The 16,570-nt window shown below is 61.6% G+C and carries 12 protein-coding genes; 2 read left to right on the forward strand and 10 right to left on the reverse strand.

Annotation, left to right across the window (positions count from 1 at the left end; translation table 11 throughout):
* Positions 1-44 precede the first annotated feature (44 nt).
* The 7 genes from CAF70_RS27725 to CAF70_RS17875 all read right to left on the reverse strand — a co-directional run bounded on the left by CAF70_RS27725 (position 45) and on the right by CAF70_RS17875 (position 8,533).
* Positions 45-221 (reverse strand): hypothetical protein, encoded by a 177-nt coding sequence (locus tag CAF70_RS27725; protein WP_178076397.1) that lies wholly within the window; start codon positions 219-221, stop codon positions 45-47.
* Positions 218-1,330, reverse strand: coding sequence for a PepSY domain-containing protein (locus tag CAF70_RS17850; protein WP_085626212.1), 1,113 nt, complete (start codon positions 1,328-1,330; stop codon positions 218-220). Before CAF70_RS17850 ends, CAF70_RS27725 begins: the two co-directional genes overlap by 4 nt.
* A 157-nt stretch (positions 1,331-1,487) precedes the next feature.
* Entirely contained in the window at positions 1,488-3,929 is a 2,442-nt protein-coding gene (locus tag CAF70_RS17855) for a TonB-dependent siderophore receptor (protein ID WP_085626213.1), read from the reverse strand.
* 250 nt (positions 3,930-4,179) lie between these two features.
* Positions 4,180-5,136 carry a FecR domain-containing protein gene (locus CAF70_RS17860; protein WP_085626214.1) on the reverse strand — a complete coding sequence of 319 codons (957 nt, stop codon included), beginning with the start codon at positions 5,134-5,136 and terminating at the stop codon, positions 4,180-4,182.
* Positions 5,133-5,651: an RNA polymerase sigma factor gene (locus tag CAF70_RS17865; protein WP_085626215.1), complete on the reverse strand. Its 519-nt coding sequence runs from the start codon at positions 5,649-5,651 to the stop codon at positions 5,133-5,135. The genes CAF70_RS17860 and CAF70_RS17865 overlap by 4 nt, the downstream gene beginning before the upstream one ends.
* Positions 5,652-5,888: 237 nt before the next feature.
* Entirely contained in the window at positions 5,889-6,599 is a 711-nt protein-coding gene (locus CAF70_RS17870) for a PolC-type DNA polymerase III (RefSeq protein WP_085626216.1), read from the reverse strand.
* Positions 6,596-8,533, reverse strand: coding sequence for a DUF294 nucleotidyltransferase-like domain-containing protein (locus CAF70_RS17875; protein ID WP_085626217.1), 1,938 nt, complete (start codon positions 8,531-8,533; stop codon positions 6,596-6,598). The genes CAF70_RS17870 and CAF70_RS17875 overlap by 4 nt, the downstream gene beginning before the upstream one ends.
* Positions 8,534-8,649: 116 nt before the next feature.
* Here CAF70_RS17875 and CAF70_RS17880 point away from each other — a divergent pair, with 116 nt between their 5' ends.
* Entirely contained in the window at positions 8,650-9,189 is a 540-nt protein-coding gene (locus CAF70_RS17880; protein WP_085626218.1) for a response regulator, read from the forward strand.
* 139 nt (positions 9,190-9,328) lie between these two features.
* On the opposite strand, the gene CAF70_RS17885 is transcribed toward CAF70_RS17880, so the two are convergent.
* A complete protein-coding gene (locus tag CAF70_RS17885; protein WP_085626219.1) occupies positions 9,329-11,506 on the reverse strand; it encodes a malate synthase G in 2,178 nt (725 codons plus the stop codon).
* Between the two features lie 451 nt (positions 11,507-11,957).
* Here CAF70_RS17885 and CAF70_RS17890 point away from each other — a divergent pair, with 451 nt between their 5' ends.
* The gene (locus tag CAF70_RS17890; protein ID WP_085626220.1) at positions 11,958-12,476 is read left to right on the forward strand and encodes a glycine cleavage system protein R; all 519 of its coding nucleotides are present in this window, start codon (positions 11,958-11,960) and stop codon (positions 12,474-12,476) included.
* Positions 12,477-12,823: 347 nt separating this feature from the next.
* On the opposite strand, the gene rarD is transcribed toward CAF70_RS17890, so the two are convergent.
* Positions 12,824-13,711, reverse strand: coding sequence for an EamA family transporter RarD (gene rarD, locus CAF70_RS17895; RefSeq protein WP_085626221.1), 888 nt, complete (start codon positions 13,709-13,711; stop codon positions 12,824-12,826).
* Between the two features lie 176 nt (positions 13,712-13,887).
* Complete coding sequence (locus CAF70_RS17900; protein WP_085626222.1) at positions 13,888-16,299, reverse strand: hypothetical protein; 2,412 nt, start codon at positions 16,297-16,299, stop codon at positions 13,888-13,890.
* Positions 16,300-16,570 lie beyond the last annotated feature (271 nt).

The following is a 16,570-nucleotide window of genomic DNA, read 5'->3' on the forward strand; positions in this document are numbered from 1 at the left end:
CATGCTGCGCCAAGGCGCCAGGGCTACTGTGTTAGCGGGCTACCTCAGCGGCGCCACAGGCCCCGTAGCGAAAACCACGCGGGCAGGCCCAGACCTAGCCAGGCCAGCCCATCCCACCAGCCATCTCCGAGCAAGGCGGCGAACAGCCCCAGGGCTCCCAGCAATGCAATAAGCGCCGGCCAGGCGAAAATGCGCCAAGCGGGTCGTGACTTGTGGCTCATGCGCGCGCCTCCTTGGCTTTGCGCTGTTTGCCCCACCACAGATACAGGCCACTGGCGAGCACGATGATGGTCAGCACGTCGAGAATTGCCCAGAGGATCTGCATCGGTCGGCCTCCGTAATCGCCGAAGTGCAGCGGTTGCGACAGGCCCATGGCATCCATGTACCAGGGGCGTTCACCGACTGCAGTCACTTGCAGGGTACGGGCGTCGATCAGCACGGGTGTGAACAGGTGCGAACTCAAGTGCGTGGCGCCGTTCATGAACACTGCATAGTGGTGTTCGCTGGAAAAGCGCGTACCTGGAAAAGCGATGAAGTCCGGGCGCATGCCCGGGGCGGCCTGTTCGGCAATCTCCAGCAGGCGAGTGGCTGTTGCACGCTGGGTGAGCGGTGGCGCGTCGCGGTAAGGCGCGACCATGGCGGCCAGGCTGTCGTTGCGCCAGGCGGCGATGACCAGGTCGGACAGCGCGCTGATCACACCGGTTATGCCCACCGTCAAGGCCCAGGCCAGGGTGACCACGCCGATCAGATTGTGCAGGTCGAGCCAGCGCAGGCGGCGGGATTTGCCGTGGCGTACCGTGGCGAAGTCCAGGCGACGCATGAACGGCGCATAGAGCACGGTGCCGGAGATGATCGCCACGACGAACAGCACGCCCATGAAGGCCAGCAGCAGCTTGCCTGGCAGGCCGGCGAACATGTCCACGTGCAGGCGCAGCATCAGCATCATGAAGCCGCCGTTGGCGGCCGGCATGGCCACGGCTTCGCCGGTGCGTGCGTCGAGCATGAAGGTGTGCGACAAGTTGGGGTCGGTGCCGGCGGTGGCGGCGGTGATGGCGACCACGCCGTCTGGTTCGTCTTCGTCATAGCCGAAGTACTGCAGGACTTCGCCGGGGCGGTGCTGTTCAGCCTTGATCACCAGCTGCTGCAGGTCGAGGTGTGGGGTGCCTGCCGGCATTTCGCGCAGTTCGGGCGCGTCGCCGAGCAGGTGTTCGAGTTCGTGGTGGAAGATCAGCGGCAGGCCGGTGACTGCCAGCAACAGCAGGAACAGGGTGCAGACCAGGCTGCTCCAGGTGTGGATTTTGGACCAGCGGCGAATGGTTGGGCTTTTCATCACGGTACCGGTGTTTGCCTGTTGGAACCTGGGGCCGCAGTGCGGCCCAATCGCCGGCAAGCCAGCTCCCACAAGGCCAGCGCAGGTCTCGGGCAATGCGCTGAATCTGTGGGAGCCGGCTTGCCGGCGATTGGGCTGCGAAGCAGCCTTTGCTCACTCAGAACTTGTAGGTGGCGCTGGCCACAACGCTGCGCTCGTCGCCGTAATAGCAGTAGTACGAGTCACACGTTGAGAGGTAATCCTTGTTCAGCAAGTTGGTTGCGTTGACCGCGACCGACGCCCCCTCGAGGCTGCCACTCAGGCGACCCAGATCGTAGTGCACTGCTGCATCGAACACCGTATAGGCATTGGCCTTGCCCAGGTAGGTATTGGCCTGGTCACCATAGGTATTGCCGGTATAGCGCGCACCCAGGCCAATGCCGAAGCCGTCGAGCACGCCAGAGTGCCAGGTGTAGTCGCCCCACACCGATGCCTGCTGGTTCGGCATCAGCTGCAGGCGGTTGCCTTTGAACTGGCCATCCTGCACTTCTGACTTGGCCAGGGTGTAGGCGGCGATTACCTTCAGGTTTTCGGTTACATCGGAAACTGCTTCAAGCTCCAGACCACGGACTTTCACTTCGCCGGTCTGGCTGGTGACACTGGTGTTTCCATCGTTGCTGGTGACCAGTACGTTCTTCTGGGTCAGGTCATACACCGCAGCCGAAAGCAGCGTGCTGGAGCCTGGCGGCTGGTACTTGATACCCAGTTCCCACTGCTTGCCCTCGGTTGGCTTGAACGAGTTCGTCGGATCTGCGTCGGCCTTGCTGGCGGGCTGGAACGACTCGGCATAGGACAGGTAGGGCACAAAGCCGGAATCGAAGACGTAACTGATTGCAGCGTTGCCGCTGAAGTTACTGTCACGCTGGGTATTGGTGGCATCGCCCTTGTTGAAGAACTTGGTGCCGGTGTGCACCCAGTCCTCCCGGCCGCCCAAAGTCAGGCGCCAATTACCGAGTGCCATCTGGTCCTGAACGTACAGGCCGGTCTGGCTGGTTTTCTGGTCATAGTCGTAATAAGCATTCGAGCGGTCCGGGCGGGTGATCGGTAAGCCGTGGGCCGGATTGTTCACGTTGATGTCTGGCGCAGTGCCGTAGATCGTCAGGAAGTTGTTGTTGGTGCGCTGGTGATCCAGGCCAACCAGCACGGTGTGGCTGATGGCACCGGTGCTGAAGTCGGCCTGGAAGTTGTTGTCGACGGCGAACTGGCTGATGTCTTCATCCACGTTCGTCGTGCTGCGGCCGGTATTGCCTTCGTCGTCCACGACAAAGCCAAAATCTGCGAAACCCGGGTTGTAGCTGTTCACCGTAACCGTCTGGAACGAAAGCTCCGATTTGGTATAGCGCAGATTCTGACGGAACTGCCAGACATCATTGAGACGGTGCTCGAATGCGTAGCCCAGTGCGTAGTAGGTGCGGTCATAGAACTCGTAGTCCGGGTCGCCGAGGTTCTTGTGGTGTGAAATCTTGCCGAACGGCATGTCGATCTTGGTGCCCTGAATCGGCCGGAACTGGCTGGTGACCCCGGTATCGTCACGGGTGAACTGGCTGAGGAAGGTCAGCGAGGTGTCTTCGTCGATGTTCCAGGTCAGGCTCGGGGCGATGTTATAGCGCTTGTTGTCGATATGGTCGATCTGTGTGCCGCTGTCGCGGATGACACCGCTGACGCCATACAGCAGGCGGCCTTCGGCGTCGACCTTGCCGGTGCTGGCGAAGTTGATCTGGCGATGGTTGTCGCTGCCATATTGAAGCTCGATCTCGTGGGCACTTTCGGCCTGCGGGCGGCGGCTGACCATGTCGAGCAGGCCGCCGGGTGGGGTCTGGCCATAGATCGAGGAAGCCGGGCCGCGCAACAGGGCGAGGCGGTCGAGATTCCAGGTTTCGGCTTTCGGGTTGGCATATACGCCACGTGGCAGCGGCAAGCCATCGAGGAACTGGGTCGGCTCGAAGCCACGCACGCGCATCCAGTCATAGCGCGTGTCGCTGCCAAAGCTGGCGGACACGATGCCGGGCATGTAGCGCACGGCATCGTCGAGGCTGTGCACGCCGCGGTCTTTCATCTGTTCGCGGGTGGCAACGGAGATCGAGCGCGGCACTTCGACCAGTGCGGTATCGGTCTTGGTGCCAGCGGCAGTGCGCTGGGCAACGTACCCTTCGACCGGGCCCCAGGCGCTTTCGCTGATGCTGGCAGCTTCGACGGTGGTTTCCGGAAGTGCCAGGGTACCGTCCGGGACCGCCACCAGGCTGTAGCTGCCCACGCTGCTCTGTTGCAGCTGCAGGCCGGTGCCGCGCAGGGCTGCCTGCAGGGCACCGAGGCCATCGTACTGTCCGCTCACCGGGGCCGAGGTGCGACCGCTGACCAGTGCCGGGTCGATGGCCAGGGCGATGCCGGCCTGGCTGGCGATCTGGTTGAGGGTGGTGGCCAGCGGGGCGCTGGGCAGGTCGTAGGCGCGCTGAGCGGATTGCTCGGCGGCGAACAGGGCAGGGCTGGCCAATGGCGCGGCCATGGTGATGGCCAGGGCTATCAGGCCGGGGCACAGGATACGATCAACAGCACGGGACATGCAGCGGCTCCTCGACGGAAAAGTGCTTACTGCTTCCTTGCCGAGCGAGATTTGGAAAGTGACAGGGCGAATCTGAAAAATATCGAGAATTATTTGAAGTTTGTTTTTTCCTGTACCGGCCCTTTCGCGGCGGTTCGGCGCCCCGACTTGCCCGCTCCCACAGGTATCACACAGGTCTCAAGCACTGAGGAGTACCTGTGGGAGCGGGCAAGTCGGGGCGCCGAACCGCCGCGAAAGGGCCGGTGCAGGCCTACTTGGGACCGACGCTGACCCACCACTGGGTATGCCGCTCGATCTTCACCGGCAGTGCCGGCACCAGCGACGACAGCGCCAGGTCGGTGTCGGTCAGCGGGAAGCTGCCGGTCACACGCAGGTCGGCGACCTTGTCGTCTACCCCCAGGTAACCGCTACGGTACTTGCCAAGCGCGGCCAGCAGGTCAGCCAGGCGTACGTTGTCCACCACCAGCATGCCGCGGGTCCAGGCGTCGGCACCGGCGGGCACCGTGCCGACCCGGCCAAGGCCGTTGGCATTCATCAGCACCTGCTGGCCTTCGCGCAGCACCTGTTCGTCGCCGCTGTTCAGCGGCATGGCGGCGACCGAGGCTTGCAGCACTTCCAGGCGTGTGCCGTCGCCCTCGCGGCGCACCAGGAAGCGCGTGCCCAACGGGCGCAGGCGGCCATCGTCGGTGCGCACCAGCAGCGGGCGCGGGTCCTGATGACCGGTTTCGACCGAGATCTCGCCCTGGTGCAGCACGATCACCCGTTGCTCGCCGGCGTAGTCGATGTCCACGGCAGTGTGGCTGTTCAGGCTCAGCAAGGTGCCGTCTTCCAGGCGCAGGGTACGCAGTTCGCCGGTGGCGGTGCGCTGGTCGGCCAGCCAGTAGCTCGGTGCCAGCGATGGCGCGCCGACCCAGGCCAGCAGTGAGCCCAGCAGGAACATGCCGGCCAGCCCGGCGCTGCCCTTGCCGATACGTCGGCGCAGGCCGGCGCGCGATTGCAGCAGGGCTTGGCGTGCCGGGCCGGCAGCGGCGTTCACCCGCTGGTCCATGGCGCCAAGTTGGTGCCAGGCGCGGGCGTGCTCCTCGCTGGCGGCATGCCAGCGCATGAATTCGCTGCGCTCGTCCGGTGTGCCGCTGCCGTTGTCGAGGCTGAGTTTCCAGGCAATGGCGGCTTCCAGCACCTGGGACGATACCGGTGCACTGCTCACGTCGGCTCCCCGTACAGGGCCACGTAACACTGGCGCATGCCCTGGGCGATGTACTGGCGCACCCGCGACACCGAAACCCCCAGGCGTTCGGCAATTTCGGCATGGCTCATGCCGTCCAGGCGATTGTGCAGGAAAGCTGCGCGGGCCTTGCTCGACAGCTTGCCGAGCAGGCGGTCGATGGCCTTGAGGTCCTCGAGGACCAGGTGCTGCACTTCCGGGGACGGTTGCTCGGCCTCAGGCATCAGGGCCAGTTCGGCCAGGTAGGCCTGTTCCAGCGCGGTGCGGCGAAAGTGGTCGAACATCAGGCCCTTGGCCACGGCGGCCAGGAATGCGCGGGGTTCGCGGGGCGTATCCAGCTGCGCACGGCCGAGCAGGCGCACGAAGGTGTCCTGGCTCAGGTCTTCGGCACGCTGGCGGCAGGCCATGCTGCGCTGCAGCCAGGCAAGCAGCCAGCCGCGGTGGTCGCGGTACAGCGCACCGACCAGATCGGCGTGTGGGCTCTGTGCAGAAGACAAGCAGCGTCCCCCTGGAACGTATGCATTAACTAACGATAATTATTCGCGATTGTTGCAGAGGGGAGGGGGTGGGTGCAATGGACGCTTATCGGATGGCCCATCATGGAAGGTGCATCACCTGTGCAGGCCTCTTCGCGGGTAAACCCGCTCCCACAGGTACGGCGCGGGCCTTGAGCATTGCACAGTACCTGTGGGAGCGGGTTTACCCGCGAAGAGGCCAGCAAGGTCAATGCAAGGCTACAGGCCGTGGCTCTGCACCTTGCGTCGCCGCCACCCGCGCAACCGCTGCTCCAGCTGCAACGGGCTGTCCAGCTGCTGGCGCCGGGCCTGGCTGAGCAGGATCAGCGCCAGTTCGGCGGTGACCAGCGCATCGGCGCTGGCATGATGGCGCTCCTCCACCTGCAGGCCAAACCGTGCCACCCAGTCATCCAGCCCGGCCTCGCGCAGCACGGTGTCGGGGTTGAGCATCGGCGCCAGCTCGGCAACATCCAGGAAGTGCGACTGCAAGCGATAGCCCAGGCTTTCCTTCAGCGCCCGGGCCAGCATGCGCTGGTCGAACGGCGCATGGAAAGCCAGCACCGGGCTATTGCCAATGAAGTCGAGCAGATCGAGCAAGGCCTCGGCCGGGTCGCAGCCGGCAGCCAGGGCACTCGGCCCCAGGCCGTGGATCAGCACGCTGGCGTTGGTCTTCTGCGTTGGCCGGTGCAGGGTGCGTTCGAACTGCTGGGCAAAGTCGATGGCGCCATCTTCGATGGCCACTGCCCCGATCGACAACACCTGGTCACGGCTGGGGTTCAGGCCGCTGGTCTCCAGGTCCAGCACCACCCAGCGCTGCTCGCGCAGGGTACACACCCCGAGAGGCATGGCCTTGGGCAGGCGGGCCAGGCGCTGGCGCGTGGCATGGTCCAGTTCGGGCGCGCTGGGGCGCAGCCAGGCGAACAGGCTCATAGCTGGTACCGCAAGGCCAGGCTGCTTTGCAGGCGCTGGGCCTGGCGCAGGGACTCGCGCAGGATGCGCCGGTCCAGATGGTTGAGGTTGTCCGGGTCCAGGCGGTTGGAATAGGGCAGGTTGTCGCGGGTCTGGCGCTGGTGCTGTTGCATGCGGGTTTGCTGGATGAAGTGGTAGGCCTCCTCGTAGGCGGCACCGTCCAGCGGCTCGATCACGCCCTTGGCCACCAGCTGGCGCAGGCGTTCCAGGGTATTGCAGGCACCGATGCCGTTGGCCAGAGCCAGCAGCCGGGCACCATCGACGAAGGGCGTCAGGCCCTGGACCTTGAGGTCGAGGGTAGCGGCCTTGTCGTTGCCTTGGCGGGTCAGCACGAACTCGCGCAGGCGGCCCACCGGTGGGCGCTGGCGCAGGGCGTTGTCAGCCATCATGCGCTGGAAGATGCGGTTGTCGGCCACCTGGTCGAGCAGGCCTTGGCGCAGTTGCTCGCAGCCTTGCTCGTCGCCCCACACCACACGCAGGTCGAAGTAGATGCTTGAGCCCAGCAGGTTCTCCGGGCTGGCTTCGCGGACAAAACCGGCAAAGCGCCGCGCCCACTCACTGCGCGACAGGCACAGTTCCGGGTTGCCGGCCATGACGTTGCCCTTGCACAGGGTGAAGCCGCACTGGGCCAGGCACTGGTTGATGTATTGCGCCAGCGGCAGCAGGCGGGCGCGGATGGCCTCGGCTTCGGCGCTGTCGGCGGCTTCGAAGAGGATGCCGTTGTCCTGGTCGGTGTGCAGGGTTTGTTCACGTCGCCCTTCGCTGCCAAAGCACAGCCAACTGAACGGCACACCCGGATCACCGCGCTCGGCCAGTGCCAGTTCGATCACCCGGCACACGGTATGGTCGTTGAGCAGGGTGATGATCTGGGTGATCTGCGTGGATGACGCGCCATGGGCCAGCATGCGCTCGACCAGCTGGCTGATTTCGCCACGCAGCGAGACCAGGGTGTCCAGGCGTGGCGCATGGCGGATGGTGCGCGCCAGGTGCACCAGGTCGACCCGTTGCAGCGAGAACAGGTCGCGCTCCGAAACCACCCCGCACAGACGCCGGTTTTCCACCAGGCATACATGGGCGATATGCCGTTCGGTCATGGCCATGGCCGCGTCGAAGGCGCTTGCCTGGGGGCTAAGGTAAAACGGCTGGGCGGTCATGTGCCGCGCGATGGGGGCGCTCAGGTCGGTATCGGCCGCTGCCACTACTTGGCGCAGGTCGCGCAGGGTGAAGATACCGGTGGGGTAGCGCTGCGGGTCGACCACCACGATGCTGCCGACCTGCTGCTCATGCATCAGCCGCACGGCATCGCGCAGGGGCGTGTCGGGGCTGCATACCACCGGGTGGCGCATGGCCAGTTCGCCCAGGGGTGTGTTCAACGAATACTGGGTGCCGAGGGTTTCCACCGCGCGCTGGCGTACCTGCTGGTTGACCTGGTCGAGCAGGCTGCTGACCCCGCGCAGGGCAAAATCGCGGAACACTTCCGACATCGAGAACACGCGGATGAATGCGGCCTTGTTCAGTTGCAGGCAGAAGGTGTCCTCACCGGCCAGGTGCTCGGTGCGGGTCGCCCGCTCGCCAAGCAGGGCGGCCAGCGGGAAGCATTCGCCGCTGGTGATTTCAAAGGTGGTTTCCACACCCGGCTTGACCAGGTGCTGGCGCTCGCCGACCACGCGGCCCTGCTTGACGATGTAGAAGTGCTCGACCGGCCCGTCGGCAGGTTTGACGATGCTTTCGCCGCTGGCATAGAAGCGCAGCTGGCACTGTTCGACCAGGTAGGCCAGGTGGCTGTGTTCCATCTGGTTGAACGGCGGAAAGCGCTGCAGGAACTGCAGGGTGCCCTGGATGTTCTGCAGCACTGCTGTCCTGCCCGCCTGGCTGTAGGCGTCCTTTTTGCTCATGAAACTGACCGTATCGCTATGCCGAACTATATATCTATATATATAGGTGCCGACCATGTTGTTCTCTGCCTCCATGGTCGGCTTGCGGCGGGATGGTGCCCATTGGACGTAAGTCTATGAGCGCCCCTGTCAAAGACCCGACGAAAGGCCAGCCGGGTTATGCAAGTTCTGCGGTCCTAATGCTGAAGCGGAATTTTTTTGACGAGATGAGCATGCCTGAGCAACACGACATCCTGAGCGACGCCGAGCGCGAGGCATTGGCCGTGGTGAGTGCGCCTGTGGCAGCCAAGCCGTTGGTGCTGGTGGTGGACGACAATGCGGTGAACCGTGACGCATTGATCCTGTACCTGAAAAGCCGGGGGATCGACTGTGTCGGGGCGGATGGTGCTGAGGAAGCCAGGCTGTACCTGCACTACCAGCCACGAATCGGCTTGATGATCACCGATTTGCGCATGCAGCCCGAGGATGGGCTGGACCTGATCCGGCAGATTCGCGAGTCGGAGCGGGCGGCGTTATCGATCATCGTGGTGTCAGGCGACACCGACGTGGAGGAGGCGGTGGATGTGATGCACCTGGGGGTGGTGGATTTTCTGTTGAAGCCGGTGGACCTGGACAGGCTGCTGGAGCTGGTGAAGAGAGAATTGAAGATTGATTAAGTGAAGAGCCTGTTCCGGCCTCATCGCCGGCAAGCCAGCTCCCACAGGGACCGCACAAATGTCGAGGCCTGTACAGTCCCTGTAGGAGTTGGCTTGCCGGCGATCGGGCCGCAAGGCGGCCCCTTGTCGCAGATGTCGCTTACAGCCCGTTACGCGCCTTGAACTCGCGGCGACGGCGGTGCAGTACCGGCTCGGTATAGCCGTTCGGCTGCTTGCCACCTTCCACTACCAACTCTACCGCCGCCTGGAACGCGACGTTGTCGTCGAAGTTGGGAGCCATCGGGCGATACAGGGCGTCACCGGCGTTCTGCTGGTCGACCACCACGGCCATGCGCTTGAGACTTTCCAGCACCTGCTCCTGGCTGACCACGCCGTGGCGCAGCCAGTTGGCCAGCAACTGGGCCGAGATGCGCAGGGTGGCGCGGTCTTCCATCAGGCCGACGTTGTTGATGTCCGGCACTTTCGAGCAACCCACGCCCTGGTCGATCCAGCGCACCACGTAGCCGAGGATGCCCTGGGCGTTGTTGTCCAGTTCGTTGCGGATCTCTTCGGCCGACCAGTTGGTGTCGGCGGCCAGCGGGATGGTCAGGATGTCGTCTACCGACGCCGGGGTGCGCGAAGCCAGTTCACGCTGACGTGCCTGTACATCCACCTTGTGGTAGTGCAGGGCATGCAGGGTAGCGGCGGTCGGCGACGGCACCCAGGCGGTGTTGGCACCAGCCAGCGGGTGGGCGATCTTCTGCTCGAGCATGGCCGCCATCAGGTCGGGCATGGCCCACATGCCTTTACCGATTTGCGCACGGCCTTGCAGGCCGGTGGCCAGGCCGACGTCGACGTTGTTGTTCTCGTAGGCGCCGATCCACTTCTCGTTCTTCATGGCGCCCTTGCGCACCACGGCGCCGGCTTCCATCGAGGTGTGGATTTCATCGCCGGTGCGGTCGAGGAAGCCGGTGTTGATGAACACCACGCGCTCGGCTGCGGCCTTGATGCACGACTTGAGGTTGACCGTGGTACGGCGTTCCTCGTCCATGATGCCGACCTTGACGGTGTTGCGCTTCATGCCCAGCAGGTCTTCGACCTGGCTGAAAATCTCGGCGGCGAAGGCGACTTCTTCCGGGCCGTGCATCTTCGGCTTGACGATGTACACGCTGCCAGTGCGGGTGTTCTTGCGGCTGGTGTTGCCGTTGAGGTTGTGCAGGGCGATCAGGTTGGTGAACAGCCCATCCTGGATGCCTTCCGGGATTTCATTGCCCTGGGCGTCGAGGATCGCCGGGTTGGTCATCAGGTGGCCAACGTTGCGCACGAACAGCAGCGAACGGCCATGCAGGGTCACGCTGCCGCCGTTGGGCGCGGCGTACTCGCGGTCCGGGTTCATGGTGCGGGTGAAGGTCTTGCCGCCCTTGCTGACGCTTTCGGCCAGGTCACCTTTCATCAGGCCCAGCCAGTTGCGGTAGACGACCACCTTGTCGTCGGCGTCGACGGCGGCAACCGAGTCTTCACAGTCCATGATGGTGGTCAGCGCCGATTCCATCAGGATGTCTTTCACACCGGCGGCGTCAGTGCTGCCGACCGGGGTGCTGGCATCGACCTGGATTTCGAAGTGCAGGCCGTTGTGCTTGAGCAGCACGGCAGTCGGCGCAGCGGCATCGCCATGGAAGCCGATCAGCTGGGCGTCGTCACGCAGGCCGCTGTTGCTGCCGCCTTTCAGGGCAACGATCAGCTTGCCGCCTTCGATGCGGTAGCCGGTGGAGTCGACGTGCGAGCCGGCCGCCAGTGGCGCGGCTTCGTCGAGGAAGGCGCGGGCGAAGGCGATGACCTTGTCGCCACGCACCTTGTTGTAACCCTGGCCTTTCTCGGCGCCGCCTTCATCGCTGATGGCATCGGTGCCATACAGCGCGTCGTACAGCGAACCCCAACGGGCGTTGGCAGCGTTCAGGGCGAAGCGGGCGTTCATCACCGGTACGACCAGCTGAGGGCCGGCCATGTGGGCAATTTCTTCGTCCACGTTCTGGGTGGTTGCCTGGAAATCGTCGGCTTGTGGCAGCAGGTAGCCGATCTCCTGGAGGAATGCTTTGTAGGCTACGGCGTCGTGGGCCTGGCCTTTGCGTGCCTGGTGCCAGGCGTCGATCTTGGCTTGCAGCTCGTCGCGCTTGGCGAGCAGGGCTTTGTTCTTTGGAGCGAGGTCATTGATGATCTTCTCTGCACCGGCCCAGAACTGCTCGGCGACGATGCCGGTCCCTGGGATGGCTTCGTTGTTCACGAAGTCGTACAGGACCTTGGCGACCTGAAGGCCACCGACTTGAACGTATCCAGTCATTGCTTGCCTCACTCTGCTCAGCTATTTCGCTCTTCTGTATTAAGCCTGTAGCGCTTCTCTAAACACGGCACCAGTGCATGCCCCCGAGTAGAGCCCCGAGCGCGGCTGGGTGCGGCCTGCCAGACCGGCTGGCAGACAGTGTGCGTATTTTCACAGGCGCCTTGGCAGACATCCAAACGACGTTTTGTAGTCCGCGCCACGGGATACTACATGAAGCAGTAGGCGGGGCAAAATCAGACTAAAAGCGCCGTTATGCGACCCGTTGGTCGCGTATGGTCACGCTGGGAGTGGGTATGTTCGCAAAAAACATGTGGATTGTTCCAGATAAATCTTGAAACAGTACACGATTCGTTATGCAGATTGCCCTGCGGCAGGTTGCCGCGCCTTGCCTATACTGAGTCGATCCCCCGATTTTCTGCCGCCCGGCGCGGTCCGACACGAGGAAGGGCTAGTGGATCATCTTGTACTGACTGTGATTGCCCCTGACAAGGCCGGCCAGGTCGAGCGCATTGCCCAGTGCATCGCTGACCACAACGGCAACTGGCTGGAAAGCCGCATGTCCCGTATGGCTGGGCAGTTCGCCGGCATCCTGCGGGTGGCGGTGCCAGCTGAAAACTACGACGAGCTGGTGGCTTCGCTACAAGGGTTGGCCCGATATGACATTCGTGTGCTGATCGCCGAGAGCGGTATCGAGCCGTCGTGTACCTGGAAGCCGATTGCCATGGAGCTGGTGGGGAATGACCGGCCGGGGATCGTGCGGGACATTACCCGGCTGCTGGCTGAGCTGGGGGTGAACGTCGAGCGGTTCTCCACAGAGGTGCGGCCAGCGCCGATGAGCAGTGAGCCGTTGTTTCATGCAGATGCGTTGTTGGCTTTGCCGTTGACTCTGCCGCTTGAAGAACTGCAGCAGCGGCTGGAGAGCCTGGCGGATGACTTGATGGTGGAGTTGAAGCTGCGGCCGGAGGAGTGATCCGAGATTGCCGGGGCCGCTTCGCGGCCCATCGCCGGCAAGCCAGCTCTCACAGGTATGCATGAGGCCTTGAGGGTAGCGCGGTCGGTGTGGGAGCTGGCTTGCCGGCGATGGGGCGCGAAGCGGCCCCCTGCGGTTATCCCGATATCACGGGGAAGGCCCTGTGGATAACCTGGGGGTGTACCTCTCCAGCCCAACAACTGCGCGCCCTACACAGCTTTGCTCAAAAAACACCCAAAAATCAGCAGCTTGTGCACAAAGCACGGGGACGAGGGTGTGGATAACCTTTGGAGATGTCTCTGCAGCCCACGAGTCACATGGGCTGCAGAGTTTTGTTCGTTTTTTGATCAGCTGCGCTTGCGCAAACTCAACCACGCATCGACGCTGTAAATCGCCAAACCCGCCCAGATGAACATGAACGCCACCAAGGTGCTCGACGACAAATGCTCATCGAACAGCAGCACTGCCTGCAGCAGCACCAGGGTCGGCGCCAGGTATTGCAGGAAGCCCAGCGTGGTATACGGCAAGTGCCGCGCCGCAGCGTTGAAGCACACCAGCGGCACCAATGTTACCGGCCCCGCTGCCATCAGCCACAGCGCTTCGCTGCTGGTGTAGAACGCACCCTGGGCACTTGTGGCTGCCGGGTGCAGCAACAGCCAACCAAGGGCCAGCGGTACCAGCATCCAGGTTTCCACCACCAGGCCCGGCAGTGCCGCCACCGGTGCCTGCTTGCGAATCAGCCCATAGAAACCGAAGCTCAGCGCCAGCACCAGCGACACCCAGGGCAGGCTGCCCACTTGCCACACCTGCTGGGCCACACCCACGGCGGCCATGCCCACTGCCAGCCATTGCAAGCGGCGCAGACGCTCGCCAAGGATCAGCATGCCCAGCAGCACGTTGATCAGCGGGTTGATGTAGTACCCCAGGCTGGCCTCAAGCATGCGGCCGTTGTTTACCGACCATACGTAGGTCAGCCAGTTACCGGCGATCAGCGCCCCGCTCAGGGCCAGGATGCCCAGCCGGCGCGGGTTGTCGCGCAGTTCGCGCCACCAGCCGGGGTGCTTCCACACCAACAGCAGCAGCGAGCCGAACAGTGCCGACCAGAGCACCCGGTGGACGATGATCTCCACCGCAGGGACGCTCTGGATGGCCTTGAAGTAGAGGGGGAACAGGCCCCAGATGATGTAGGCGCTCAGGCCCAGGATGTACCCGCGACGCGGGTTGGCGGCGTGCATGCAGAATCCTTGCTTAGGTAGCTAAATAAAGCGTCGAGCTATTTCAGCACAGGCCGCCGATTTGTGCTGAGACTTATGACACGCGATAACCAGGATGAGGCCCTGGTTATCCGTGTCAATGGCGCTGGGCACCCGGCCGGCAATGATCGCTGCGTCGATCATTGCCGGCTGCTGGACTACTGGCCTGCCATCGCCTTGGCGTTATCGGGCGCATAAAGCGCCAGGTACTGCTTAACGTCGAGGAAAGGCAGCGGCACGATCATGCTCGCGTACTCAGGCAGGTACGCTGTGTCGTGAATGGCCACGATGACTGCGTATTCTTCTGGCTTGTCCGGATCTGGCGTGTAAACCCCGTCCTTGATCGTGCCATTGCCTACGCGTACATGCCAGGACGTTTCATGCTGCGGAACTTGTATTGGACTGCTGTTTTTAGGTTTCACCCAGAGCTCATGTTTAACACCCCCGTCATGTTCTTTCGGCTCCAGCCAATATGAGCCTTCCATTTCCACGGGTATGAGTATGTCAACGACTTTTTCGATGTCGCCGCTGCTGATCACCACCTTGCTGTGACGCATCACCATGTCGACCACAGGCATGCTTTCGTCCCATTCCTCCACCTCGGTTGGGGCAAGGTAACGTTGGCTCGTTTGGGCCAGCGGGTCGTCCTCGGGGACGTCCCCCAAGTCGCCAAGGCCTTCGACCTTCCAACTGATAGAGTTCCCGTTCATCTCGCCTGCAATGATGTCGGCGAACGCCCCGACGTTCACACTGGCGACGGATGGATAGACATTGACGCTGGTCCGCAGCACGCTCACCAGGGCGTGAGAAACCTCAGCGCCTTTTGTGGCGGTAACGATGACCTTGACGTGAGTACCTTTGAATTCGTCAGCGGCGGGCGCTCTGTAGTCTCCGGTAGGCGGATCAATCTTTCCTGGGGAGTTGTCACCTTCGTAGTCAGGGACGTGGCGGACGCTCCATGTTACGCCTTCAGTGGCAGGCTCGGTCTTGAAGGGTATGCTGCGCCCGGGTAGCGTATACGTTTCACCTTTATCTATGGGCTGGCCGTCAGTCCTGATAATTTTGAACTTGTTTCGGTCCGCTGCCAATTGACCGGGGGCGAAAAAGTCATTGGGCTGGTGCAAACTGTCAAGGGTGATGTGTGAATTGCGGAACAACAGCGAAGACATGATGAAGGTATCTATTTCCATATTCATCGAATTCATGAATCCGGCCATTGTCGTGATCATGATTCCAATGGGGCGGTGGAAATCCGCTAGAAAGGCGTCTTCACTGAAATTATAGACAAATATTAAACCCTTGAGCTCCTCGCTAAGCGTTGGAGTGTATGACCATTCATATTTGCCATCCTGGACAAGGACAATTTTGCTCGCGCCGTTACTATTGTCAAACTCAAATTTGTATTTCTGACGGAGGCTCCAGGAGTAGTCAGCTGTAGCATGTCGTGTTACGCCATTGCTATTCATCTCGAAGTCAATCGTGGTTTTTCCAGTAAAGTTCAGGGTGACGCTGGTCCCCTTGATCTCCAGGAATAGGCTATTTTTTTCATCGAATGAAGCGGGTGAAGTCCACCGAGGGTCGATACCTATGATTGTGCCCGCGGGGCTAGAATGAAAAATTGCGTCAAATAGGACTTGGCCCTCTCCGTGATACCTGAACGTGTAGCCTGGCGTCACCTTGAACGCTAACCTCAGTCGTTCGGTATCATATTTGTTTAGGTGCGATGCGATAATGGCTTGCCCTAAAAAGTCGGTATTGACAAGCATGCTTGCGCTGTAACCGTCCGGCAAAAGATAGGGGAGTTTGCTGTTCTCATCTGGCGGCACGGCTTTGCTACTGTCGAACTCTTCTAGCTCTATAAATAGAACGACGGCCCCGTCGCCAGATGTTTCACCCGTTTTGTGGGTGCGGATTTTAAACCTGTGTGGCTTCAGGGATGGGTCAGGTAGCTGGGTCATCTGGCCTAGCGTATATTCGATGCGTCGATTTTTATCAGGCGGTGCTGTGTAAGACTCGAAATGCTTTTTGAAATGCAGCCCTAGCTTGTCCCTCTCGAACTCGGTTACCCCGCCGTAGAAGTTATAGTTGCCCTCTTTGGCAAAAAAGCTGAAATAGATTCTGCCGTCATCGCTGATGCCCGTTTCCAGTGCGTTCAACTTAATGTCAAATACGAGGGCTGGACCATTGATGGGGGTCGCCTCTGCCATCCGCGTCATACGCATGCGCTGAGCACCCAACGGCCGGCTTAACTGAAGTTGTTTGCCGCGCACGGTTCGCATCAGCAACATGGCTCTGGAATCGCTGAGGTCTGCATTTTCGAATGAGAGCCTGGGTTCATCCAGGCAAAAGTCGACGAGTTCGTGCAGGGACACACCTGGTTCCACGTCAATTTCACTGTTCATCGGGTCAAGGAACAGTCCACTCGAATAGCGCTCGATAAACTCTTGTTTCAAGACATAGTTGGTGGTGACTTGATCGAATCCCACGATCATCGGATAGCCGAAATTGTATTGATCTTTGCCAAGTGCTTCCAAAGTTTTTTCGAGAGACTGTTTTATTGAGTTGCTCATGGGTAGATTACCTTAAGCCGATTTAGTGATGGCGGCGACGCGTTCGCCATAAGTGCCGTACTGGTTTGTGCTGTGTTATCTATCGCGCTCGCGCAGGCACCATTTGCATGTTGATGTTGATACGCGACGTCAGCCTGTCGGTTACGAAAAGGGTTGCTGACAAGTCAGAGTCAGTTCTGCGATGTCGCAGTTTGTTTGATTCATGACTGATACTTCCTAGCTGACTTGAGAGTTTTTTACACCCAGCCTTCGGCCTTGCCTACTGGCAAAA

The sequence above is a fragment of the Pseudomonas sp. B19(2017) genome (assembly GCF_002113165.1).
GTDB lineage: Bacteria > Pseudomonadota > Gammaproteobacteria > Pseudomonadales > Pseudomonadaceae > Aquipseudomonas.